Origin of the sequence: Streptomyces xanthophaeus (assembly GCF_030440515.1) — a bacterium.
Taxonomy (GTDB): Bacteria; Actinomycetota; Actinomycetes; order Streptomycetales; family Streptomycetaceae; genus Streptomyces; species Streptomyces kutzneri.
Map to the genome: position 1 here is coordinate 6,465,683 of NZ_CP076543.1, position 22,766 is coordinate 6,488,448.

General features: G+C 73.3%; 21 protein-coding genes. 17 read left to right on the top strand and 4 right to left on the bottom strand.

All coding sequences use genetic code 11. The features are described 5' to 3' along the window. Positions 1–102 precede the first annotated feature (102 nt). The 7 genes from KO717_RS28870 to KO717_RS28900 all read left to right on the top strand — a co-directional run bounded on the left by KO717_RS28870 (position 103) and on the right by KO717_RS28900 (position 9,560). Entirely contained in the window at positions 103–963 is an 861-nt protein-coding gene (locus tag KO717_RS28870) for a TrmH family RNA methyltransferase (protein ID WP_301372260.1), read from the top strand. Positions 964–1,019: 56 nt separating this feature from the next. Continuing rightward, positions 1,020–2,258 (top strand): sensor histidine kinase, encoded by a 1,239-nt coding sequence (locus KO717_RS28875; RefSeq protein ID WP_301372262.1) that lies wholly within the window; start codon positions 1,020–1,022, stop codon positions 2,256–2,258. 153 nt (positions 2,259–2,411) lie between these two features. Then, positions 2,412–3,539, top strand: a complete 1,128-nt coding sequence (gene pheS, locus KO717_RS28880) for a phenylalanine--tRNA ligase subunit alpha (protein WP_030012061.1) — start codon at positions 2,412–2,414, stop codon at positions 3,537–3,539. Beyond that, a complete protein-coding gene (gene pheT, locus KO717_RS28885) occupies positions 3,539–6,067 on the top strand; it encodes a phenylalanine--tRNA ligase subunit beta (protein ID WP_301372265.1) in 2,529 nt (842 codons plus the stop codon). The genes pheS and pheT overlap by 1 nt, the downstream gene beginning before the upstream one ends. Positions 6,068–6,204: 137 nt before the next feature. Beyond that, on the top strand, positions 6,205–7,275 hold the full coding sequence (locus KO717_RS28890) for a PP2C family protein-serine/threonine phosphatase (RefSeq protein ID WP_437184593.1): 1,071 nt from the start codon (positions 6,205–6,207) through the stop codon (positions 7,273–7,275). A gap of 351 nt (positions 7,276–7,626) precedes the next feature. Beyond that, positions 7,627–8,967: a transcriptional regulator gene (locus KO717_RS28895; RefSeq protein WP_301372267.1), complete on the top strand. Its 1,341-nt coding sequence runs from the start codon at positions 7,627–7,629 to the stop codon at positions 8,965–8,967. Between the two features lie 53 nt (positions 8,968–9,020). Continuing rightward, on the top strand, positions 9,021–9,560 hold the full coding sequence (locus KO717_RS28900; RefSeq protein ID WP_301372269.1) for an NUDIX hydrolase: 540 nt from the start codon (positions 9,021–9,023) through the stop codon (positions 9,558–9,560). A gap of 15 nt (positions 9,561–9,575) precedes the next feature. On the opposite strand, the gene KO717_RS28905 is transcribed toward KO717_RS28900, so the two are convergent. Next, positions 9,576–10,469 (bottom strand): 3-hydroxybutyryl-CoA dehydrogenase, encoded by an 894-nt coding sequence (locus KO717_RS28905; protein WP_301372271.1) that lies wholly within the window; start codon positions 10,467–10,469, stop codon positions 9,576–9,578. A gap of 139 nt (positions 10,470–10,608) precedes the next feature. Between KO717_RS28905 and KO717_RS28910 the strand changes: the two genes are divergently transcribed. Then, entirely contained in the window at positions 10,609–11,856 is a 1,248-nt protein-coding gene (locus tag KO717_RS28910; protein WP_301372273.1) for a glycoside hydrolase family 10 protein, read from the top strand. 1 nt (position 11,857) lies between these two features. Here KO717_RS28910 and KO717_RS28915 read toward each other — a convergent pair whose 3' ends face one another. Together KO717_RS28915 and KO717_RS28920 are read right to left on the bottom strand one after the other, a co-directional pair. Then, the gene (locus KO717_RS28915; protein ID WP_301372274.1) at positions 11,858–12,055 is read right to left on the bottom strand and encodes a DUF1918 domain-containing protein; all 198 of its coding nucleotides are present in this window, start codon (positions 12,053–12,055) and stop codon (positions 11,858–11,860) included. 57 nt (positions 12,056–12,112) lie between these two features. Continuing rightward, entirely contained in the window at positions 12,113–13,018 is a 906-nt protein-coding gene (locus KO717_RS28920) for a DMT family transporter (protein WP_301372276.1), read from the bottom strand. Between KO717_RS28920 and KO717_RS28925 the strand changes: the two genes are divergently transcribed. From KO717_RS28925 to KO717_RS28965, 9 genes are all read left to right on the top strand, one after another. Beyond that, positions 13,017–14,462: a PLP-dependent aminotransferase family protein gene (locus tag KO717_RS28925; protein WP_301372278.1), complete on the top strand. Its 1,446-nt coding sequence runs from the start codon at positions 13,017–13,019 to the stop codon at positions 14,460–14,462. The genes KO717_RS28920 and KO717_RS28925 overlap by 2 nt on opposite strands. A 31-nt stretch (positions 14,463–14,493) precedes the next feature. Further along, a complete protein-coding gene (locus KO717_RS28930) occupies positions 14,494–15,069 on the top strand; it encodes a histidine phosphatase family protein (protein WP_301372279.1) in 576 nt (191 codons plus the stop codon). Between the two features lie 40 nt (positions 15,070–15,109). After that, positions 15,110–15,883, top strand: a complete 774-nt coding sequence (locus tag KO717_RS28935) for an N-acetyltransferase (RefSeq protein ID WP_301372280.1) — start codon at positions 15,110–15,112, stop codon at positions 15,881–15,883. Positions 15,884–16,089: 206 nt separating this feature from the next. Beyond that, positions 16,090–17,118 carry an N-acetyl-gamma-glutamyl-phosphate reductase gene (gene argC, locus KO717_RS28940; RefSeq protein WP_301372282.1) on the top strand — a complete coding sequence of 343 codons (1,029 nt, stop codon included), beginning with the start codon at positions 16,090–16,092 and terminating at the stop codon, positions 17,116–17,118. Positions 17,119–17,257: 139 nt separating this feature from the next. Beyond that, complete coding sequence (gene argJ / locus KO717_RS28945) at positions 17,258–18,415, top strand: bifunctional glutamate N-acetyltransferase/amino-acid acetyltransferase ArgJ (protein WP_301372283.1); 1,158 nt, start codon at positions 17,258–17,260, stop codon at positions 18,413–18,415. Then, the gene (argB, locus tag KO717_RS28950) at positions 18,412–19,356 is read left to right on the top strand and encodes an acetylglutamate kinase (RefSeq protein WP_301372284.1); all 945 of its coding nucleotides are present in this window, start codon (positions 18,412–18,414) and stop codon (positions 19,354–19,356) included. Before argJ ends, argB begins: the two co-directional genes overlap by 4 nt. Then, entirely contained in the window at positions 19,353–20,558 is a 1,206-nt protein-coding gene (locus tag KO717_RS28955; protein ID WP_301372285.1) for an acetylornithine transaminase, read from the top strand. Before argB ends, KO717_RS28955 begins: the two co-directional genes overlap by 4 nt. A 7-nt stretch (positions 20,559–20,565) precedes the next feature. Further along, complete coding sequence (locus KO717_RS28960; RefSeq protein WP_030010023.1) at positions 20,566–21,102, top strand: arginine repressor; 537 nt, start codon at positions 20,566–20,568, stop codon at positions 21,100–21,102. Positions 21,103–21,180: 78 nt separating this feature from the next. Continuing rightward, the gene (locus KO717_RS28965) at positions 21,181–22,089 is read left to right on the top strand and encodes a hypothetical protein (protein WP_301372286.1); all 909 of its coding nucleotides are present in this window, start codon (positions 21,181–21,183) and stop codon (positions 22,087–22,089) included. Here KO717_RS28965 and KO717_RS28970 read toward each other — a convergent pair. Then, on the bottom strand, positions 22,076–22,762 hold the full coding sequence (locus KO717_RS28970; RefSeq protein ID WP_437184662.1) for a L,D-transpeptidase family protein: 687 nt from the start codon (positions 22,760–22,762) through the stop codon (positions 22,076–22,078). The genes KO717_RS28965 and KO717_RS28970 overlap by 14 nt on opposite strands. Positions 22,763–22,766 lie beyond the last annotated feature (4 nt).

Below are 22,766 nucleotides of genomic sequence, written 5' to 3' on the forward strand. Positions count from 1 at the left end.
CCGTGTGCTTTCCGCGCCGCGGCCGCCCCGCGCCGCGCCCCGCCGCCCCGCCCCGTCCAGCCCCCGTCCCGCCCGGAACCCCGAAAGAGAACCGCACACACCATGGGTCACCCCGACGAGCTGATCTCCCCCCGGTCCCCGCGGGTGGCCGCCGCCAGGCGCCTGGCGCGGCGCAACTTCCGCACCAAGGAGCGCCGCTTCATCGCCGAGGGCCCGCAGGCCGTCCGCGAGGCCGTCGAGCACCGCGGTCCCACGGGCGAGTCGACCCTGATCGAGCTGTTCGCCACCGTCGAGGCCGCCGAGCGCTACTCCGGGATCATCGGGGCCGCCCTGGACGCGGGTGCCCGCGTCCACTACGCCTCCGACGAGGTGCTCGCCGAGGTCTCCCAGACCGTCACCCCGCAGGGCCTGGTCGGTGTCTGCCACTTCCTGGACTCCCCGTTCGAGGACATCCTGAAGGCGCGCCCCAAGCTCGTCGCCGTCCTCGCGCACGTCCGCGACCCCGGCAACGCCGGTACGGTGCTGCGCTGCGCGGACGCCGCGGGCGCCGACGCGGTGGTGCTGACCGACGCCTCCGTGGACCTCTACAACCCCAAGTCGGTACGGGCCTCCGTGGGCTCCCTCTTCCACCTCCCGGTCGCGGTCGGCGTTCCCGTCGAACAGGCCGTCGAGGGACTCCGGGCGGCCGGCGTACGCATCCTGGCGGCCGACGGCGCCGGTGACGACGACCTCGACGCCGAGCTGGACGCGGGCACCATGGGCGGGCCCTCCGCCTGGGTCTTCGGCAACGAGGCGTGGGGTCTGCCGGAGGAGACCAGGGCCCTGGCGGACGCCGTCGTACGGGTCCCGATCCACGGAAAGGCGGAGAGCCTGAACCTGGCGACGGCCGCCGCCGTGTGCCTCTACGCGTCCGCGCGTGCACAGCGGGCGCCCGGAGGGTGCCGCTCTGTGACCCCCAGCTAGTAATGTGGCGGCCCGGGGGGCCCACTGCGCTACTCGGAGATGTGGGGTACGGGGACATGACCGTCGGTACGAACAGCTCGCCGGAGGCCGATACGTCGGCCGGTCCGCCGTTGCCGGTCGGCCTCTGCGCCCGTACGGGCGGGCCCATCGATGCCGTGCCCCCCGCACGCGCCTCCGACGCGCTGCGCGGCGTACCGCCGCAGGGCGCGGCCCGCGGGGCGGTCCTGGGGAGCGGGGCACCCGGTGAGGGGCTCGCCTTCGGGATCGACCCCGACTGCCTGCCCGACGGGCTCGTCGTCGCCGACGCCACCGGGCACGTGATCTGCTTCAACCGGGCCGCGGCCCGGATGACCGCGACCGACCCCGCCCAGGCGCTCGGCACGCGCATCGAGCGGGCGCTCCCGCTCGAAGACCTCGAAGGCCGCCGCTGGTGGGCGCTGACCGACCCGTACGGGGGCCTCGCCACCCGCCGCGGGCAGCCCGAGCGCAACCTCCTGCTTCCGGGCGGGCGCGAGGTGCTGGTCTCCGCCAGCTACGTCCGTACGCACCCCACCGGGCCGCTGCGCCGCCTCGTGGTCACCCTGCGCGGTACCGAGGCCCGCCGGCGCACCGAGCGCAGCCACGCCGAGCTCATCGCCACCGTCGCCCACGAGCTGCGCTCCCCGCTGACCTCGGTCAAGGGGTTCACGGCCACCCTGCTCGCCAAATGGGAGCGGTTCACCGACGACCAGAAGCGGCTGATGCTGGAGACCGTCGACGCCGACGCCAACCGCGTCACCCGTCTCATCGCCGAACTGCTCGACATCTCCCGCATCGACTCCGGCCGCCTGGAGGTGCGCCGCCAGCCGGTGGACATCGCCACCGCCGTCGGCCGCCACGTGCAGGCGCTCACCGCGAACGGGCAGGATCCCGAGCGGTTCCTCGTGAGCGTCAGCCGCCCGCTCCCCGATCTGTGGGCCGATCCGGACAAGATCGACCAGATCCTCGGCAACCTCCTGGAAAATGCGGTGCGCCACGGAGAGGGAACGGTCACCATCGGTGTGTCGCCGCATGAGAAGGGAACCGCCGTCACCGTGACCGACGAAGGCCCCGGGATCCCCGAGGAGTCGATGGGCCGCGTCTTCACCCGCTTCTGGCGGGGGAGCAAGCGCGGCGGCACCGGCCTGGGCCTGTACATCGTCAAGGGCATCGTGGAGGCCCACGGCGGGACCATCACGGTCGGCCGCGGGCCCGGCGGCGGCGCCGAGTTCCGATTTATCCTGCCCGTGAGCGCCCCCGCGTACCTCACGCAGTAGTCCTGCGGAGAGTCTCGGCAGGCGGCCCACGGGCTCCTCCACCCCCAGCGGCCTTTAGACTCGTCCTTTGGCACCTTTGTGTCCTTGTGCCGAGCGCGTCCTGCGCGTCGCGCGGGGGACCCATCCAGCCAGCCATCGGAAGTACGGGAAGAGATGTCGGCACCGAACAAGTCGTACGACCCTGTCGAGGTCGAGGCACTGAAACCGGAAGAGATCGAGCGCATGCGGGACGAGGCGCTCGCCGCCTTCGCGTCCGCCGGCGACCTCGACGCGCTGCGTGAGGCGAAGACCGCGCACATGGGCGACCGCTCGCCCCTGGCGCTCGCCAACCGCGAGATCGGCGCGCTGCCCCCGCAGGCCAAGGCCGAGGCGGGCAAGCGCGTGGGCCAGGCCCGCGGCGCCGTGAACAAGGCCTTCGGGGCCCGCACGGTCGCGCTGGAGGCGGAGCGCGACGAGCGGGTGCTGGTCGAGGAGGCCGTGGACGTCACGCTGCCCTACGACCGCGTCCCCGCCGGCGCCCGTCACCCCCTGACCACGCTGATGGACCGCATCGCGGACATCTTCGTGGCCATGGGGTACGAGGTCGCCGAGGGGCCGGAGGTGGAGGCCGAGTGGTTCAACTTCGACGCCCTCAACTTCACGCCCGACCACCCGGCGCGCCAGATGCAGGACACCTTCTTCGTCCAGGGGCCCGAGGGCACCCAGGGCGACGAGTCCGGCGTCGTGCTGCGCACCCACACCTCCCCGGTGCAGGCGCGCTCGCTGCTGGAGCGCAAGCCCCCCGTCTACATCGTCTGCCCGGGCCGCGTGTACCGCACCGACGAGCTCGACGCGACGCACACCCCGGTCTTCCACCAGGTCGAGCTGCTCGCCGTGGACGAGGGCCTGACCATGGCGGACCTCAAGGGCACCATGGACCACATGGTCCAGGAGCTGTTCGGCGAGGGCACCACCACGCGCCTGCGCCCGCACTTCTTCCCCTTCACCGAGCCGTCCGCCGAGATGGACATGCAGTGCTACGTGTGCCGCGGCGAGTCGGTGGGCAACCCCGACCGCCCGTGCCGTACCTGCTCCAGCGAGGGCTGGATCGAGCTCGGCGGCTGCGGCATGGTCAACCCCAAGGTGCTCGTCGCCTGCGGTGTGGACCCCGAGAAGTACAGCGGGTTCGCCTTCGGGTTCGGCATCGAACGGATGCTGATGTTCCGCCACAACGTCGAAGACATGCGAGACATGGTCGAGGGTGACGTTCGCTTCACCCGGCCGTTCGGGAGTGAGATCTGATGCGCGTCCCGCTTTCCTGGCTGCGGGAGTACGTCGATCTCCCCGCGGGTGAAACCGGCCGTGACGTGGCGGCCAAGCTGGTCGACGCCGGCCTCGAGGTCGAGACCGTCGAGCAGCTCGGCGGCGGCCTCAAGGGCCCGCTCGTCGTTGGTCAGGTGCTGACCATCGAGGAGCTGGAGGGCTTCCGCAAGCCGATCCGCTTCTGCACGGTCGACGTCGGCCAGGCCAACGGCACCGGCGAGCCGCAGGAGATCGTCTGCGGCGCCCGGAACTTCGCCGTCGGCGACAAGGTCGTCGTGGTGCTGCCCGGCGCGGTCCTGCCCGGCGACTTCGCGATCGCCGCGCGCAAGACCTACGGCCGCACCTCGCACGGCATGATCTGCTCCGGCGACGAGCTGGGCATGGGCGACGACGGCACGCACGGCATCATCGTGCTGCCGCACGAGCACGAGGTCGGCACCGACGCGATCGAGCTGCTCCAGCTCGTCGACGAGGTCCTCGACATCGACATCACCCCGGACCGCGGCTACTGCATGTCCATGCGCGGTGTCGCCCGTGAGGCGGCCACCGCCTACGGCCTGCCGCTGCGCGACCCGGCGCTGCTCGACGTGCCCGCGCCGAACTCGTACGGCTACCCCGTCAAGGTCGACGACCCGGCCGGCTGCGACCGCTTCACCGCCCGCACGGTGACCGGTCTCGACCCCGACGCGCGCTCCCCGATCTGGCTGACCCGCCGCCTGCAGAAGGCGGGCATGCGCCCGATCTCGCTCGCCGTGGACATCACCAACTACGTGATGCTGGAGCTCGGCCAGCCGCTGCACGCCTACGACCGCTCGTCGGTCGAGGGCACCATCGGTGTCCGCCGCGCCGAGCAGGGCGAGAAGTTCACCACCCTCGACGGGGTCAAGCGCACGCTCGACGCCGAAGACCTGGTGATCACCGACAACAGCGGGCCGATCGGCCTCGCCGGTGTCATGGGCGGCGCCAACACCGAGATCGCCGACTCCGTCACCGACCCCGAGACCGGCCAGGTCACGGGGACCACGGACGTCGTCATCGAGGCCGCGCACTTCGACTCCGTGTCGATCTCGCGCACCGCCCGCCGCCTGAAGCTGTCCTCCGAGGCCTCCAAGCGCTTCGAGCGGGGCGTCGACCCGCAGGCCGCCGCCGCGGCCGCGCAGCGGACCGTCGACCTGCTCGTGCTCCTCGCGGGCGGCACCGCCGAGGCGGGCGTCACCGAGGTCGTCGCCCCGGGCGCGCCCCGCACCATCGCCATGCCCGCGGACCACCCGGACCGGGTGGCGGGCATGGAGTACGGCCGCGAGACCGTCGTGCGCCGCCTCCAGGAGATCGGCTGCGACGTCTACGGCCAGGACGAGCTCGTCGTCACCGTCCCCTCGTGGCGGCCCGACCTCGCCGCGCCCAACGACCTCGCCGAAGAGGTCATCCGGCTGGAGGGCTACGGGAACCTCCCGTCGACCCTCCCGCAGGTGCCCTCCGGCCGCGGTCTGACCGCCCGGCAGCAGCTGCACCGCCGGGTCGGCCGCGCGCTGGCCGGCGCGGGCTACGTCGAGGCGCTCAGCTACCCGTTCATCGGTGAGGGCGTCTTCGACCAGCTCCAGCTCCCCGCGCACGACGTCGCCCGCCAGGTCGTCAAGCTGGTCAACCCGATCTCCGACGAGGAGCCGGCGCTGCGCACCACGCTGCTGCCGGGTCTGCTCGGCGCGCTGCGCCGCAACGACAGCCGGGGCAGCCACGACCTCGCGCTCTTCGAGACCGGTTCGGTCTTCCGGGCCGCCGCCCAGCCGGGTGTCGCCGTACGGCTGCCCGTCGACCGGCGTCCCACGGACGAGGAGATCGCCACCCTGAACGCGGCCCTGCCCGCGCAGCCGCGGTACGCCGCGGTCGTGCTGGCCGGTGGGCGCGAGCAGGCCGGCTGGTGGGGCAAGGGCCGTCCGGCCGACTGGGCGGACGCGGTCCAGGCCGCCCGCGCGCTGGCCGTCGAGGCCGGCACCGAGCTGGTGGTCCGCCAGGGCCAGTACGGCCCCTGGCACCCGGGCCGCTGCGCCGAGCTGGTCGTCACCCTCGGCGGGGTCGAGCAGGTCATCGGCCACGCCGGTGAGCTGCACCCGCGCGTGGTCAAGGCGATGGGCCTGCCGGCCCGCACCAGCGCGATGGAGATCGACCTGGACCGCCTCGCGGCGGCCGGCGGCGAGGCCCTCAAGGCCCCGCGGATCTCCTCCTTCCCGGTGGCGACCCAGGACGTGGCGCTGATCGTCGACGCGTCGGTCCCGGCGTCCTCGGTGGAGGCCGCGCTGCGCAAGGGCGCAGGCGAACTCCTCGAATCGCTGCGGCTGTTCGACGTGTTCACCGGTGAGCAGGTCGGCGAGGGCAAGAAGTCCCTGGCCTACGCGCTGCGCTTCCGCGCGGCCGACCGGACGCTGACCGCCGAGGAGTCCACGGCCGCGCGTGACGCGGCGGTGGCCCTGGCGGGCGAGCGGACCGGGGCGGTGCTCCGGGGCGCGTAGCCGCTTCGTACCCGCGTGAGGGGCACGTCCGGACCACCGGACGTGCCCCTCACTCGTTCGGGTGAGAACCCCGGTGGCCCGTGTCCGGGGTGCCGGTCGGTCGACACAATCGATCCGGCCGGAGGGGAGTCCTACGGATGATCACGCGTGGGGAGATGCCCCTGGTGCGCCGGATGTGCGTCCTGGCCTGGGCCGGCGCAGCCGTGTCCTGGGAGCTGTCCACGCCGGGGCAGCTGGTCCCGAGCATGGCCACCTGCGCGGCCTTCCTGCTGCTGGCCACCGGGTGCGCGCTGCACATGCGGCGCGAGCTGCTGGGCGAGCTGCGCCGCTCGCAGGAGATCGCGGGCGCCGCGCAGCGGGCGCTGCTGCGGCCGCTGCCGGGGCGGATACGCGGCCTGACGGCGGCCGCGGCGCAGCTCTCGGCGAGCCGGGGCGCGGCGGTGGGCGGGGACCTGTACGAGGCCGTGCCGACGGCGTACGGGATCCGGGTGGTGATCGGCGACGTCCGCGGCCACGGGCTGCCCGCGCTGGGCGCGGCCGCCGCCGTGCTCGGAGCCTTCCGCGAGGGGGCGTACGACGAGCCCTCGCTGGACGGTGTGCTGCGGCGGATGGAGCGGGCGCTGGGCCGTCATGTCCGTGAGCGGGCGCGGGCCGAGCCGGATTCCGGGGCGGCGGAGGAGTTCGTGACGGTCCTGCTCCTCCAGATCGCGCCGGACGGTGCCCTGCTGGCCCTGAACTGCGGCCACCCGTGGCCGTACGTGCTGCGCCCGGCGGCGGTCCTGGAGCACTGCGCCGCGCGCAGCCGGGGCGCCGCCCCGGACCCCGCGCCTCCCTCTCCCCCGGCTACCGCCGGGAGGGGCCCCGGGGCGGGGCTGGACCATCCGGCGCACCGGCCTACGCAGGTACTGCCGCTGGCCGGGGGTGAGACCTTACCGCCGCTCGGGGTGGTGCCCGTACCGGCGGACGTGTGGGCGCGCGCCTGCGGGGAACTCCGGCCCGGTGAGACGCTGTTCCTGTACACCGACGGGGCCGAGGACGCCCGCGACCGGGCGGGCCGGTTCTTCGATCTGGCGGGCGTCCTCGCACAGGAGGCGGCGGCCACGCCCACGCGGCTGGTGGCGGGCGTGCACGCCGCTCTGCTGCGGCACACCGGCGGGCGGCTCGCCGACGACGTCGCCCTGCTGGTGCTCCGCAACGACCGGTCCTGACCACCGGCCCCGGACACGCGCGCCGGGCCCGGTGGATGAGCCCGGCGCGCGCTCTCGACCCGGCCCCTGCCGGGGCGCGGCGACCAACCGGGCGCCGGCGGGGCCGGAACGCGCCGCCCGCCTGCCATGGAGTGTCGGGCAGACAGCAGAACGGGCGGCGCGGTGACGGGTCGTCGCACTGTACGAGGGGGAGCCGACGACCCGAGCTACCTCTTGGCGAGGCTCTTCAGTGAAGCGCCTCCAGGGGCCCGTGCGGCAGAGTGCGCATCGCATTTATGCGCGTACACGGTTCACACCCCGTGTGAACCGCGCACCCACTAGCCTGAGACCGACGAGCCCTTGGAGCGGCCCATGCAGCCCAATGTCCTGCTCGACGCCCTCCTCGCCGAGGCGGGCATGTCCCACGCCGGACTCGCCGCGTACGTGAACCAGGCAGGCCGCACCCGCGGACTCGCCCTGCGCTACGAACACACCGCCGTGACACGGTGGTTGAAGGGCCAGCGGCCCCGGGGCCAGGTCCCCGACCTGATCTGCGAGGTGCTCGGCGGGCGGCTGCGGCGTCCCCTCGGGCTGGACGACATCGGGCTCGGCGCCGCCGACCAGCCCGTTCCGCTGCACGCCTCGCCGCTCAGCGGGTTCGTGGACCGGGCCGCCGCCCTGTGGCGTTCCGACGTCCAGGCCCGGCCGCAGCTGCTGGCCGCCGAGGCGGTCACCGGGACGCCCGCCGTCATCCCGGTGTGGGAATGGGAGAATCCGCCCGAGGACGCCGACGTCTCCCGTGAGGGCGCGCATCCGATCGGTCCCGAGCACATCGAGGTCCTGAAGTCCGCCCGTGCCCACTACGAGCTGATGTACCGCCGGGCCGGCGGGCTCGCCACGAGGGACCGGATCGTCCGCTTCCTGGGCAATGAGACCGCGCCGATGCTGCGCGGGAGCTACTCCGACGACCTCGGCCGCCGGCTCCACCGGGCCACGGGGTCCCTGGTGGCGGTGGCGGGGATCTGCGCGTACGACTCCGACGCCCACGGCTTGGCCCAGCGCTACTTCCACCAGGCCCTGCGCCTGGCCAAGGCGAGCGGCGACCGGGGGCTCGGCGCGTACGTCATCGCGCTGATCGTCAACCAGTCCCTGCACCTGCGGGAGTACCGCCAGGCCGTCGCCTTCGCCGAGGCCGCGCTGCGGGCCGCCGGGCGGCACACCACCCCGGCGCTGGCCGCCGACCTGTACGCGATGCAGGCCAAGGCGTACGCCCAACTCGGCGACACCGGGGCCGCACTGGCCTGCATCCGCAAGGCGGAGGCGGCCGCCGAGCGGATCCGCCCGGGCAGCGAACCGGACGAGACCGGCTACGTACAGCCGGGGCTCGTCAACGTCCAGGTCGCCGAGGCGCTGCTCAGCCTGGGCGATCTGGAGGCCGCGCGGGTCCAGGCGACCGCCGCCGTCGGCACCCCGGCGCACGACCGCGGCCGGGTGCACCGGCTGGCGATGCTGTGCGAGATCCAGCTGCGTCAGGGGGAGGCGGACCGGGCGGCGGCGTCCGCGGCCGAGATGGCCGAGCGGGCCAAGGGCATGGAGTCGCTGCGGCTGCGCGACCGGCTGCGGACGGTCCGCGAACAGCTTCTGACCAGCGGTTGTACGGGCGCGGAGGAGACCGCGCGGCTCATCGACGGGGCGCTGCGCGTTCCGCTGTGACGGGCCGAGGTGCTGCCATGTTGCCACCTACTCGAACGGAAGGTGGCACAACCGTGCAGTGGACGAATCTGAGCGAGCAGACCGTGTACAAGAACCGTTGGTTCGACGTGAATCTCGCCGATGTGGAACTTCCCGACGGCCGGCACCTGGACCACTTCGTGATCCGGCTGCGTCCGGTCGCCGTCGCCACGGCCGTCAACGAGGCCGACGAGGTGCTGCTGCTCTGGCGGCACCGGTTCATCACCGACAGCTGGGGCTGGGAACTGCCCGCCGGGGTGGTCGAGGACGGTGAGGACATCGCGGCCGCGGCGGCCCGCGAGATGGAGGAGGAGTCGGGCTGGCGCCCCGGCCCGCTCCACCACCTCATGACCGTCGAGCCGTCCAACGGGCTGACCGATGCCCGGCACCACCTCTACTGGGCGGACGGGGCCACCCACATCGGGCATCCCGAGGACGCTTTCGAGTCCTCGCGCCGGGAGTGGGTCCCGCTCAAGCTGGTGCCGGACATGATCGCCCGCGGGGAGATCCCGGCCGCCAACATGGCGGCCGGGCTGCTCCTGCTGCACCACCTGCGGCTCGGCGGCCGGCCGTAGGGCCGGCCGGACGGATCAGGCGTACGGGTAGAAGCCCGCGCCCGTCTTGCGGCCCAGGCGGCCGGCGTCGACCATGCGCTGGAGCAGTGGGGGAGCGGCGTAGAGCGGCTCCTTGTACTCCGCGTACATCGAGTCGGCGATCGACGCGATGGTGTCCAGGCCGATCAGGTCGGACAGCTTGAGCGGGCCCATCGGGTGGGCGCAGCCCAGCTCCATGCCGTTGTCGATGTCCTCGCGGCTGGCGATGCCCGACTCGAACATCCGGATCGCGGACAGCAGGTACGGGACGAGGAGCGCGTTGACGACGAACCCGGACCGGTCCTGGGCGCGGACCGCGTGCTTGCCCAGCACGTCCCGCACCAGGGCCTCGGCCCGCTTGACCGTCTCCTCGCCCGTGGTCAGCGCCGGGATCAGCTCGACGAGCTTCTGCACCGGGGCCGGGTTGAAGAAGTGGATGCCGATGACCTGGTCCGGCCGCGAGGTCGCGACGGCCAGCTTGACCAGCGGGATCGAGGAGGTGTTGGAGGCCAGGATCGCGTCCGGGCGGGTGATCACCTGGTCGAGGATCTGGAAGATCTCCGTCTTGACCTGCTCGTTCTCGACGACGGCCTCGATGACGAGGTCACGATCGGCGAACTCGCCGAGGTCGGTGGTGAAGGTGAGGCGGGCCAGGGTGGCGTCCCGCTCCTCCTCGCTGATCTTGCCGCGTTCGGCGGCCTTGGTCAGTGAGTTGTGCAGCCGGGTCCGGCCGATCTCCAGGGCTTCGCCGGTGGTCTCGGCGACCTTGACCTCAAGGCCACTGCGGGCGCACACCTCGGCGATACCCGCACCCATCTGGCCGCAGCCCACTACGCCGACCCGTGTGATGTCGGAAGGGAGGTCAGTCACTTCGTGCCTTTCGCAGCTCATCCGTCGGCGGGTCCCCCGTACGATTCCGGCGCCCGCCACGCCCCCCGACGTTACTCCCGACCTTGCGCCGGGCGGCGGGCCGGGGCGGGCATGCTGAGCGGGCACCGTGCAATGTCACTCAGCGAAACGGAGATGTCACATGACGTACATCGGCCGACGGGCACTGCTGGCCGGAGCCGTGGGGGTGATCGCCGCCGCCACGTCCGGCCCGGCGGCCGCGGCGCCGCGGCCTTCCGTGAAGGTTTCCGGGGGGCGGGCCGGGGCCGCGGACTTCCGGGGCATGTGGATCGCCTCCGTGGCGAACGTGGACTGGCCCTCCGAGAGCGGACTCTCCGCGACGCGGCAGCGCGCGGAGCTGCTCGAGCTCCTCGACACCGCGGTGGAGCGGCGCCTGAACGCGGTGGTCCTCCAGGTCCGGCCGGCGGCGGACGCGTTCTGGCCTTCGAAGCTGGAACCCTGGTCGCAGTGGCTGACCGGGGAACAGGGGGAGGACCCGGGCTGGGACCCGCTGGGCACGGCCGTCAAGGAGGCGCACGCCCGGGGGCTGGAGCTGCACGCGTGGTTCAACCCGTACCGGGTGGCGAACCACACCGACCTCGACCGGCTGGCGTCCACGCACCCGGCGCGGCGCAATCCCGGCTGGACGGTGGAGTACGGCGGCAAGCTCTACTACAACCCCGGTCTGCCCGAGGTGCGGCGCTTCGTCCAGGACGCCATGTTCGACGCCGTCTCCCGCTACCCGGTGGACGCCGTGCACTGGGACGACTACTTCTACCCCTATCCGGTGGAGGGGGAGTACTTCGACGACGACGAGGCCTTCGAGGAGTACGGAGCGGGCTTCAGCTCGCGCGCCGCCTGGCGCCGCGCCAACACTGACACCCTGGTCCGCGAGATGTCCGCGCGGCTGCGGGCGCTCAGGCCGGCGCCGCGGTTCGGGATCAGCCCGTTCGGCGTCTGGCGCAACTCCGACCGGGACCCGGCCGGTTCACCGACCCGCGCGGGCCTCGGGACGTACGACGACCTCTACGCGGACACGCGCAAGTGGGTCAGGGAGGGGTGGATCGACTACATCGTGCCGCAGGCCTACTGGCACATCGGGCACCCGACCGCCGACTACGCCGACCTCGTGCCCTGGTGGGCGCGGACCGTCGCCGGCACGAAGGTGGACCTGTACGTGGGGGAGGCCCTGTACCGCTGTGACGCGGACAGCCCCACCGAGGCCTGGCGCGACCCCGCGGAGCTGTCGAAGCACCTGACGTTCGCCGGCGGCTTCCCGGAGGTCCGCGGCCACGTCTACTTCTCGGCGAAGCAGGTGGCCGCGGACCCCAACGGAGCGATGGCCCGGGTGGTCGCCGACCACTACGGCCCGGCGGCGTCCCGGCGCTGATTCAGTGAGTGTGCTCTTCGGGGTGGCGGACCGTGCAGTCGGGTCCGGGAGCCATCAGGGCCTCGTGTCCGTCCTGGAAGCGGACCCGGTACGGGGGGGTTCCGTTCTCGCCCAGGACCTGGGTGATCTCGCCCACCTTGTCGTGCTGTCCGACGATCCTGCCGTGCTGCACCAGCTGGTCGCCCTCGGTCGCGCGCATAACTGACCTCCTCGGTGGCGGTCCGATCCGGTGCTTGCAGTTTAGGTCGTCATGCGGCTATTTGACCCGTTGGGTCACCGCGATGCAGACGAGGACCGCGCAGGCGGCGGCCGGTGCGGCGGGGGCGAGGTCCTCGCCCAGCAGGGCGACCGACCAGACGAGGGTCAGCAGCGGCTGGGCGAGCTGGAGCTGGCTGGCCCGCGGCGCGCCGATCTCCGCCATGCCCCGGTACCAGACGTAGAGGCCGAGGAACGTGGAGCCGGCCGCCACCCAGACCAGTCCGGCGAGCCCGTGGCCGCTGAGGTGCACCGGCTCGTACGCGAGCCCGGCCACCGAGCCCGCCAGGCTGAGCGGCAGGCACAGGACCAGCGCCCAGCCGATCACCTGCCAGCCGGGCAGCACCCGGGCGAGGCGGCCGCCCTCGGTGTACCCGGCGGCGCACACCAGCAGGGCGCCGAACAGGTACGCGTCGCCCGCGGAGAGGGCGCCGCCGCTCTGCGTGAGCGTGAAGGCGATCACGACCGCCGCCCCGGCGAGGGCCGCGGCCCAGAAGGCGCGCGAGGGGCGGGCTCCGGTGCGCAGCGCGGACAGCGCGGCGGTGGTGAGCGGCAGGAGGCCGACGACCACGGCGGCGTGCGAGGTCGTGGAGGTCGTCAGCGCGAGGGTGGTGAGCATCGGGAAGCCGACGACCACTCCGCCGGCGACGACGGCGAGCCCGGCCCAGTGCTCACGGGCGGGCAGCGGGACCCGCCGGGCCAGCAGGAAGGCCCCGGCGATCGCGGCGGCGAGGACACTGCGCAGCGCGACCAGCGACCACGGGCCGAAGCTCTCCAGGCCCCAGGCGGTGGCGGGGAAGGTCAGCGAGAAGGCGACGACGCCGAGCAGGGCGAGGGCGGTACCCCGGCGTACCGGGTTCTTGACCGCTATCGTGGTCGGGAGAGTAGCGCTATTCTGTGCTGTCATGTATGAGCGTAGCAGTGTGGCGGAACTGGCTGAATCCCTGCGGTCCGAACTCAACCGCTACTCGATCGGTGGAAAGCTCCCGTCGAGCCGGGCCTTGGTCGAGCGCTACCGGGTCAGCCCGGTCACGGTCTCCCGGGCCCTCGCACAGCTCGCCGCCGAGGGCCTCGTCGTCACCCGGCCCGGCGCGGGGGTCTTCCGCGCCGCACCGCGTACGGCGGCCCCCGCGCCGGGGGACACCTCCTGGCAGGAGGTCGCCCTCAGCGCCGAAGGCGCCGGGGAGATCGTCCCGCGCTCCGTCGACGCGACCGGAGTGCTCGGCTCGCTGGCCGTGCCGCCGTCCGGGGTGATCGAGCTCAACGGCGGCTACCTGCACCGCTCCCTGCAGCCCGAGCGGGCCATGGCGGCCGCGCTGGCCCGGGCCGGACGGCGGCCCGGAGCCTGGGGGCGCCCGCCCCTGGAGGGGCTGCCCGAGCTGCGCGACTGGTTCGCCCGGGAGATCGGCGGCGCGGTCGCCGCCGCCGATGTGCTGGTCACCGCGGGCGGGCAGAGCGCGCTGGCCACCGCCCTGCGGGCGCTCGCCCCGCCCGGCGCGCCGATCCTGGTCGAGTCCCCGACCTACCCCGGCCTGCTGGCCATCGCCCGGGCCTCCGGCTGCCGGCCGGTGCCCGTCCCGGTGGACGCGGACGGGGTCCGGCCGGAGCTGCTGGCCGCCGCCTTCGAAGCGACCGGCGCGCGGGTGTTCGTATGCCAGCCCCTGTTCCAGAACCCGACCGGAGCGGTCCTGGCTCCGGGGCGGCGGGCCGAGGTGCTGCGCATCGCGCGGGCCGCCGGGGCTTTCGTGGTCGAGGACGACTACGCCCGGGCCCTGGCCCACGAGGGCGCGGGTCCGCTGCCCGCGACCCTGGCCGCCGAGGACGCTGACGGCGTCGTGGTGCACGTCCGGTCGCTGACCAAGGTCACCTCACCCAGCCTGCGGGTCGGCGCACTGGCCGCCCGGGGCCCGGTGGTCGACCGGCTGCGCGCCATCCAGATCGTGGACTCCTTCTTCGTGCCCCGGCCGCTCCAGGAGGCCGCCCTGGAGCTGGTCGGGGCACCCGCCTGGCCGCGTCACCTGCGGACGGTGGCCGAGGAGCTCCGCCACCGGCGGGATGTGCTCGCGGGCGCCCTGCGCAGGGAGCTGCCCGCGCTGGAGCTGCCGCATCTGCCGTACGGCGGATACCAGTTGTGGGTCCGTCCCACCGGGTACGGCGACGACGCGGCCTTCGCGGCGGCCGCCCTGCGCGCCGGGGTGGCGGTGGCTCCGGGCCGCCCGTACTTCTGCGCGGAGCCGCCGGGCCCGCACGTCCGGCTGAGCTTCGCCGGGGTCTCGGGCCCCGCCGAACTGGTCGAGGCGGTCCAGCGGCTGCGTACCGGCCTGGCGGACGGCCTCGGTCCGGACGCTTGACCCACTGCGGTATGCGGCCCACCATCACCGCATGCATGTTCGGGTTTCGCTTGTCGCCGCAGCCCGTAGTTCCTCGCTGCTCGCCGAGCGCTTCGACGACGACCGCCCGCTGGACGGACCCGGCTGGCGGTCGGTGGAGTCCGCCGCGCAGGGCCTCGTACCCCTGGGCTCGGCCGAGCTGCGCTACTGCTCGCCGACCCCGCGCAGCCGTGCCACGGGTGAGGCCCTCGGGTACGCGCCCCTCGCCCAGCCCGCGCTGCGCGAGTGCGACATGGGCCGCTGGCGGGGGCTGACCCTGGCCGAGGTGGCCGCCCACGAGCCCGGGGCGGTGGAACTGTGGCTCAGCGATCCGCGGTCGGCCCCGCACGGGGGCGAGTCCCTGCTCGCCTTCATCTCCCGCATCGGTGGCTGGCTCGACACCCGGCCGGCCGACGACGGGGGCGCGATCGTGGCGGTGGCCGAGCCCTCGGTGGTCCGGGCGGCCCTGGTGTACGCGCTGAAGGCGCCCCCGCTGACCTACTGGAACGTGGACGTCCGGCCGCTGTCCACGATGACCCTCACGGGCTGGTCCGGCCAGTGGCACCTGTGTCTGCAGGCCCCGGCGTAGATCGGTTGAGGGGCGCGCGGGCAGCCCTTAGCCTGCGGGAATGACCGCGATACGTATCACCACGCTCGCCGAGCGCCCCGAACTGGCGGACCGGCTCGGAGACATGGACGACCCGTGGCCCGAGTTCGCCACCCACGACTCCCTGGCCTGGCTGCTGTACCCGCGGATGACGGCCGAACTGGCCGACTACGTCCTGGTCGCCACGGACGGGGACGCGGTGGTCGCCCGCGGCTACAGCGTGCCCTTCGCCCTGCACGAGGCCGGCCGCGACGGCGTGCTGCCCGCGCAGGGCTGGGACCGCGTGCTCATGTGGGCCTTTTCCGACCTGCGCCGCGGGGTGCGGCCCGACACGGTGAGCGCGATCGAGATCACCGTGGCCGGCGACCGGCAGGGCGAGGGGCTCTCCGGGCTCATGCTGGCCGCGCTGCGGGACAACGCCCGGGCCCGCGGCTTCGCCGAGGTCGTGGCGCCGGTCCGGCCCAGCGGAAAGCCGGCCGAGCCGGACACCCCGATCCACGAGTACGCGTACCGGACCCGGGAGGACGGCCTCCCGTACGACCCGTGGCTGCGCGTCCACGTCCGCGCGGGCGGGGTCATCGACTCGGTGGCGCCGCTGTCGATGACGATCACCGGCTCGCTCGCCCAGTGGCGCGAGTGGACCGGGCTCCCCTTCGACGTCGCCGGACCCGTGCGCGTACCCGGCGCCCTGACGCCCGTGCGGTGCGAGCCGGAGCAGGGCTATGCGGTCTATGTGGAGCCGAACGTATGGGTCAGGCACCGCCTCGCCGACGGGGCGGCGTCCGTCCGGCCTTAGGGCCGTCCTGCCGATCGGGCCGGGCTCGCGGTGGTCGCGCCCGACGCGACCGGCGGAATCGCCGCCGAGGCCGGGCCTTTCCTGCTAGACATCATCCTGGAGGCGACGTGTGCCGGAGCCTCCGGTGCGGCCCTCCCCCCGAGATCGAAGGCATTGCATAAACGTGCAGAAGTACGTATAGTCATGCCATCGATGAGGAGGGTCCGATGGTGGTACGTGTAGCGGTGGCCGGAGCGAGCGGGTACGCGGGCGGAGAAGTCCTGCGCCTCCTGCTCTCGCACCCCGAGGTGGAGATCGGCGCCCTCACCGGCAACTCCAACGCCGGACAGCTCCTCGGCTCCCTGCAACCGCACCTCGTGCCGCTCGCGGGACGCACCCTGGAGGCGACCACCTCCGAGGTCCTCGCCGGCCACGATGTCGTGTTCCTCGCCCTCCCGCACGGCCAGTCCGCCGCCGTCGCCGCCCAGCTCGGCGAGGACGTCCTCGTCGTCGACATGGGCGCCGACCACCGGCTCAAGGACTCCGCCGACTGGGACGCCTTCTACGGCGCCCCGCACGCCGGCACCTGGCCCTACGGGCTCCCCGAACTGCCCGGCGCCCGCGAGGCGCTGGCGGGGACCAGGCGCATCGCGGTCCCGGGCTGCTTCCCCACCGCCGTCTCCCTCGCGCTCTTCCCCGCCTACCAGGGGAAGTTCGCCGAGCCGGAGGCCGTGATCGTCGCCGCCACCGGAACCTCCGGCGCGGGCAAGGCCCTCAAGCCGCACCTGCTCGGCGCCGAGGTGATGGGCTCGGTGACCCCGTACGGCGTGGGCGGCGGACACCGCCACACGCCCGAGATGGTGCAGAACCTGAGCCCGCTCGCGGGTCAGCGGGTCTCCGTCTCCTTCACGCCGACCCTCGTGCCCATGGCGCGCGGCATCCTCGCCACGTGCTCGGCCAAGGCACTCCCCGGCACCACCGCCGAATCGCTGCGCGCCGCGTACGAGAAGGCCTACGCCGACGAGCCCTTCGTCCACCTGCTGCCCGAGGGCCGGATGCCGTCCACCAAATCCGTCCACGGTTCCAACGCCGTCCACGTCCAGGTCGCCTACGACGAGTCCGCCCGGCGGATCATCGCCGTCAGCGCCATCGACAACCTGACCAAGGGCACCGCCGGCGGCGCGGTGCAGAGCATGAACATCGCCCTGGGGCTTCACGAGAGCCTGGGCCTTTCGACGATCGGAGTCGCTCCGTGAGCAGGGGGTACCTCCCAGCGGTAGCTGGGGGAGCACGCGCAGCCACCGGGCTGCGGACGACGATGACGGCCGCACCGGCGCGCTGCGCGGGCGACCGGGACACCAGCCGCTACCGCGGCGGAGCGAACAGGAGCACGCAGTGAGCGTCACGGCAGCACAGGGATTCACGGCAGCGGGCATCGCCGCCGGGATCAAGGCCAACGGCAACCCCGACCTGGCCCTCGTGGTCAACAACGGGCCGAGTCTGGCCGCCGCGGGCGTCTTCACCTCCAACCGCGTCAAGGCCGCGCCCGTGCACTGGTCCGAGCAGGTCCTGCGGGGCGCCGCCGTCAGCGCGGTCGTCCTGAACTCCGGCGGCGCCAACGCCTGCACCGGCCCCAAGGGCTTCCAGGACACCCACGCCACCGCGGAGAAGGTCGCGCAGGTGCTCGGCGGGGACTTCAACGCCGGCGAGATCGCGGTCGCCTCCACCGGCCTGATCGGCGTCCTGCTCCCCATGGACAAGCTGCTCCCCGGTATCGAGACGGCGGCCGCGGCCCTGTCCGAGGACGGCGGCGAGGCCGCCGCCATCGCCATCAAGACCACCGACACCGTGCACAAGACGGCCACCGTCTCGCAGGGCGGCTGGACCGTCGGAGGCATGGCCAAGGGCGCGGGCATGCTCGCCCCGGGCCTGGCCACCATGCTCGTCGTCCTCACCACCGACGCCGACCTGGACAGCGCCACCCTCGACAAGGCGCTGCGCGCCGCCACCCGCACCACCTTCGACCGGGTCGACTCCGACGGCTGCATGTCCACCAACGACACGGTGCTGCTGCTCGCCTCCGGTGCCTCCGGCCAGGTGCCGGCGTACGAGGAGTTCGCGGAGGCCGTGCGCAAGGTCTGCGACGACCTGGCCCGCCAGCTCATCGGCGACGCCGAGGGCGCCAGCAAGGACATCCGCATCGAGGTCATCGGTGCGCTCACCGAGGACGACGCGGTCGAGGTCGGCCGGTCCATCGCCCGGAACAACCTGCTCAAGTGCGCCATCCACGGCGAGGACCCGAACTGGGGCCGGGTGCTCTCCGCGATCGGCACCACCAAGGCCGCCTTCGACCCGGACCGCCTGAACGTCGCCATCAACGACGTCTGGGTCTGCCGCAACGGATCGGTCGGCGACGACCGCGACCTGGTCTCCATGAAGGGCCGCGAGGTCCGCATCACCGCCGACCTGGCCAACGGCAGCGAGTCCGCCGTGATCTGGGGCAACGACCTGACCGCCGAGTACGTCCACGAGAACAGCGCCTACTCCTCATGAGCGACGAGAAGGCCGGCCAGCCCGGCACCTCCGGCGGCACCGCCCGCAAGCACACCGCCCTGCCCAAGGCGCAGATCCTCATCGAGGCCCTGCCGTGGCTCACCCGCCACAACGGCAAGATCGTCGTCATCAAGTTCGGCGGCAACGCCATGATCGACGAGGACCTCAAGGCCGCCTTCGCCCAGGACGTGGTCTTCCTGCGCCAGGCCGGCCTGAAGCCGGTCGTCGTGCACGGCGGCGGCCCCCAGATCAACGCCCAGCTCGACAAGCAGGGCCTGGTCAGCGAGTTCAAGGCGGGGCTGCGCGTCACGACCCCCGAGGCCATGGACGTCGTACGGATGGTCCTGGCGGGCCACGTCCAGCGCGAACTGGTCGGACTGCTGAACCAGCACGGACCGCTCGCCGTCGGCATGACCGGCGAGGACGCCCGCACCATGATCGCGACCAAGCACAGCCCGGAGATCGGCGGCGAGGTCATCGACATCGGCCGGGTCGGGGAGATCACCTCCATCGACACCGGCGCCATCGAGGCCCTGCTGGCCGACGGCCGGATCCCGGTCATCTCCTCCATCGCCGGCAGCGCCGACGACCACCACGTCTACAACGTGAACGCCGACACGGCGGCGGCTGCGCTCGCCGCCGCCCTGGGCGCCGAGACGCTGATGGTCCTCACCGACGTGGAAGGCCTCTACGCGGACTGGCCGCACAGCGACGAGGTCATCAGCAAGCTCACGGTCAGCGAGCTGGAGAAACTGCTGCCCGAGCTGTCCAGCGGCATGGTGCCCAAGATGGAGGGCTGCCTGCACGCCGTGCGCAACGGCGTGAACACCGCCCGCGTGCTCGACGGGCGGGTCCAGCACTCGATCCTGCTGGAGATCTTCACGGACTCCGGCATCGGCACGATGGTCGTGCCCGACCACCAGTCAGGGGGAACGGAATGACGAAGGGCACCGGCAACCAGGAGTACGGCGCTCGCTGGCAGGGCGCGCTGGCCAACAACTACGGCACCCCCGCGATCGCGCTCGTACGCGGCGAGGGCGCCCAGGTCTGGGACGCCGACGGCAAGCAGTACACCGACTTCGTCGGCGGCATCGCGGTCAACGCCCTCGGGCACGCCCACCCGGCGATCGTGGCCGCCGTGACCGAGCAGATCTCCACGCTCGGCCACGTCTCCAACCTCTTCGTCTCCGAGCCGGTCGTCGCGCTCGGCGAGCGGCTGCTTCAGCTCTTCGGCCGCCCCGGCAAGGTCTTCTTCTGCAACTCGGGCGCCGAGTCCATCGAGGCCGCCTTCAAGATCGGCCGGCTGACCGGGCGCACCCACATGGTCGCCACCGACGGCGGCTTCCACGGCCGGACCATGGGCGCCCTCGCGCTCACCGGCCAGCCGAAGAAGCAGGAGCCCTTCCGGCCGCTGCCGGGCGATGTCACGCACGTCCCGTTCGGTGACGTGGAGGCCCTGCGGGCCGCCGTCACCGAGGAGACCGCGCTCGTCGTCATCGAGCCGATCCAGGGCGAGAACGGCGTCGTCGTACCCCCCGCCGGATACCTGACGGCCGCCCGCGCGATCACCCGCGCCACCGGCACCCTGCTCGTCCTCGACGAGGTCCAGACCGGCATCGGCCGGTGCGGCCAGTGGTTCGAGCACCAGGCCCACGAGGACGTCGAGCCCGACATCGTCACCCTCGCCAAGGGGCTGGGCGGCGGCCTGCCCATCGGCGCGGCGGTCGCCTTCGGCCCCGTCGCCGACCTGCTCCAGCCGGGCCAGCACGGCACCACCTTCGGCGGGAACCCGGTCGCCTGCGCGGCCGGCCTCGCCGTCATCGACACGATCGCCACGGGCGGGCTGCTCGACCAGGTCAAGGCGCGCGGTGAGCGGCTGCGCTCGGGGATCGAGGGCACGGGCCACGCCCTGGTCTCCCACGTCCGCGGCTCCGGTCTGCTGCTGGGTATCGTGCTGACCGAGCCGCTCGCCGCCCGGGTGCAGCAGGCGGCTCAGGATGCCGGCTTCCTGGTCAACGCGCCCGCCCCCGACGTCGTACGGCTCATGCCCCCGTACGTACTCACCGAGGCCGAGGCGGACGCGTTCCTCCGGGCCCTGCCCGGCATCCTTGACGCAGCAGGCGGGGACGGATCCGGAGAATGAGACGACGATGAGTCAGGCGCAGGACAACGAGCAAGGCGGCCAGGCCGTCCCGCAGACCCGCACCGCGCGTCACCGCCGGATCGTGGACATCCTCAACCGGCAGCCGGTCCGCTCCCAGAGCCAGCTGGCCAAGCTGCTCGCCGACGACGGGCTGAGCGTCACCCAGGCGACGCTCTCGCGCGACCTCGACGAGCTGGGCGCGGTGAAGATCCGCAACACCGGCGGCGAGCTGATCTACGCGGTACCCAGCGAGGGCGGATTCCGCACCCCGCAGGCCCCGCTCGGCGAGTCCGCGAAGGAGGAGCGCATGCGGCGCCTCTCCGGGGAACTGCTGATCTCGGCGGAGGCCTCCGCGAACCTCGTGGTCCTGCGCACCCCGCCGGGTGCCGCGCAGTTCCTCGCCTCGGCGATCGACCAGGCCGAACTCCGCGCGATCCTCGGCACGATCGCGGGCGACGACACCCTGATGCTGATCAGCCGGGACCCGGCGGGCGGCCAGGCCCTGGCCGACCACCTGCTGCGGCTGGCGCAGAAGGAGAGCTGAGCGGGACGGGTCGGCGGGGAGGTCCGGGGCGCCGGAAATCCCGGTGCCGCGGCGGCGTTCGCCGACATAGCCTCAGGCGTGCGCCAACTCGCCCTCGCCATACTGGTGTCCGCCGTGACCGCCGCCGTCTACGGGCCCATCGCCCTGCTGTGGTGGCGCCGCGCGCGGGTCCGCAGCCGGACGCTCCGGCTCGTCGCCGCCGTCGAGCTGGAGCCGTACCACATGGCCCTGTTGCGGCAAGAGGCGACCGAGGCGGCCGCCGCCGAACTCGTCCTCGCCGGGTACCTCCGGATCGACGAAGAGGGTGCCGCGTTCCTGACCGAGCAGGGCCGCGACCCGGCCCGGGCCCCCGCCCACCCGCTGCCCGCCGCCCTGTTGGACGCCGTACGCCGGCACGATCCCGAGCCCGTGTCGACCGGCTGGATCGACCGGAGCGACGAGGAGTACCTGCAGCGCCGCAGCGCGTACCGGAGCGAAGGGGAGGCCCTGCTGCCCGAGCTCCCGCGGATGCCCGACGGCCGGGGGAACATCTTCCTGGCCTGCTGCACTTGTGTGGGCATCGCCCTGGTGATGTTGTTCTGGCTCCTCGCGAGCGCGCTGCTGGTGACCGGTCGCCCGCACGGTCTGCGGGAATGGGCCTGCGCCGTGGTGGCCGCCCTCGGTCTCTCGGCGCTGCTGCTGGCCGAGAAGGCCGGCAGGGTGGTCCGGGAGCGTACGGAGTGCGGCGACCCGCTGGGCGACCTGATCCGCGCCGAGCCGCACCCGGCTTTCGCGGCGCTGGACGAACAGCGGCGGTCCCACGTCCTGCGGAGCATCGAAGACCGCGGCAGGTGGCGCGGCGCCGACCGGATCGTCGAGGAGAACGTCGACGAGGACGAAGACGACGACGAGTGGCTGGACGACAAGGTCTGGTGGGAGGACGCGTACGAGTACCGGGCCGCCGACGAGGACGAGCCCGGGGCCCCGGGACCGCCTAGTAGCGGGTGACGGCGAGCGGCCCCTCCTCCGTGCCGATCGCGATGTGCGGACGGCGGCGCGGGTCCGCCCAGCGCAGGATCGCCCGCATGGCCCGCTCGGGCACGGACACGCAACCGGCCGTCGCGCCCTTGCCGTTGACGTGCAGGAAGATCCCGGCGCCCCGGCCGCGTACGGGCCGGTCGTAGTTGAAGGCGATCACCAGCGCGTGCGCGTACTGCTTCTCGTACGTCACCAGGTGCTCGGCCTCGCCCGGCGCGCAGTCCGCGGGCAGCGGCTCGACCCAGCGGTTGTAGTGGGCGGACGCGTTGTCCTGGCACCACCAGGAGTCGCGGCTCACCCGCCGGTAGACGTGGTCCGTGCCGGCCGGTGCGCGCCGGATCCCGAAGGCGTAGGGGAGTTCGAAGAGGCCCGTGGGCGTCGTGCTGGTGCCCTGGGTCCGGGTCGCCCCCTCGGCGAGGCCGTTCGCGCCGAAGCGGGCGGGCGCGCTCCCGGACCGGTGCCAGCGCCCGGCCCACCGCTCCCACCAGATCAACTGGCCGGTCGTGGATCCGGGCGCGGGCGCTACGGCGGTGATCAGCTGACTGCCTCCGCCGGTGTCGGCGAGGCGGTCGGGCAGAGGCGCGGGGCCCTGCGGGAGCAGGGTCGTGACGATCAGTGAGACGGTGACTACAGCGGTACGCAGCACA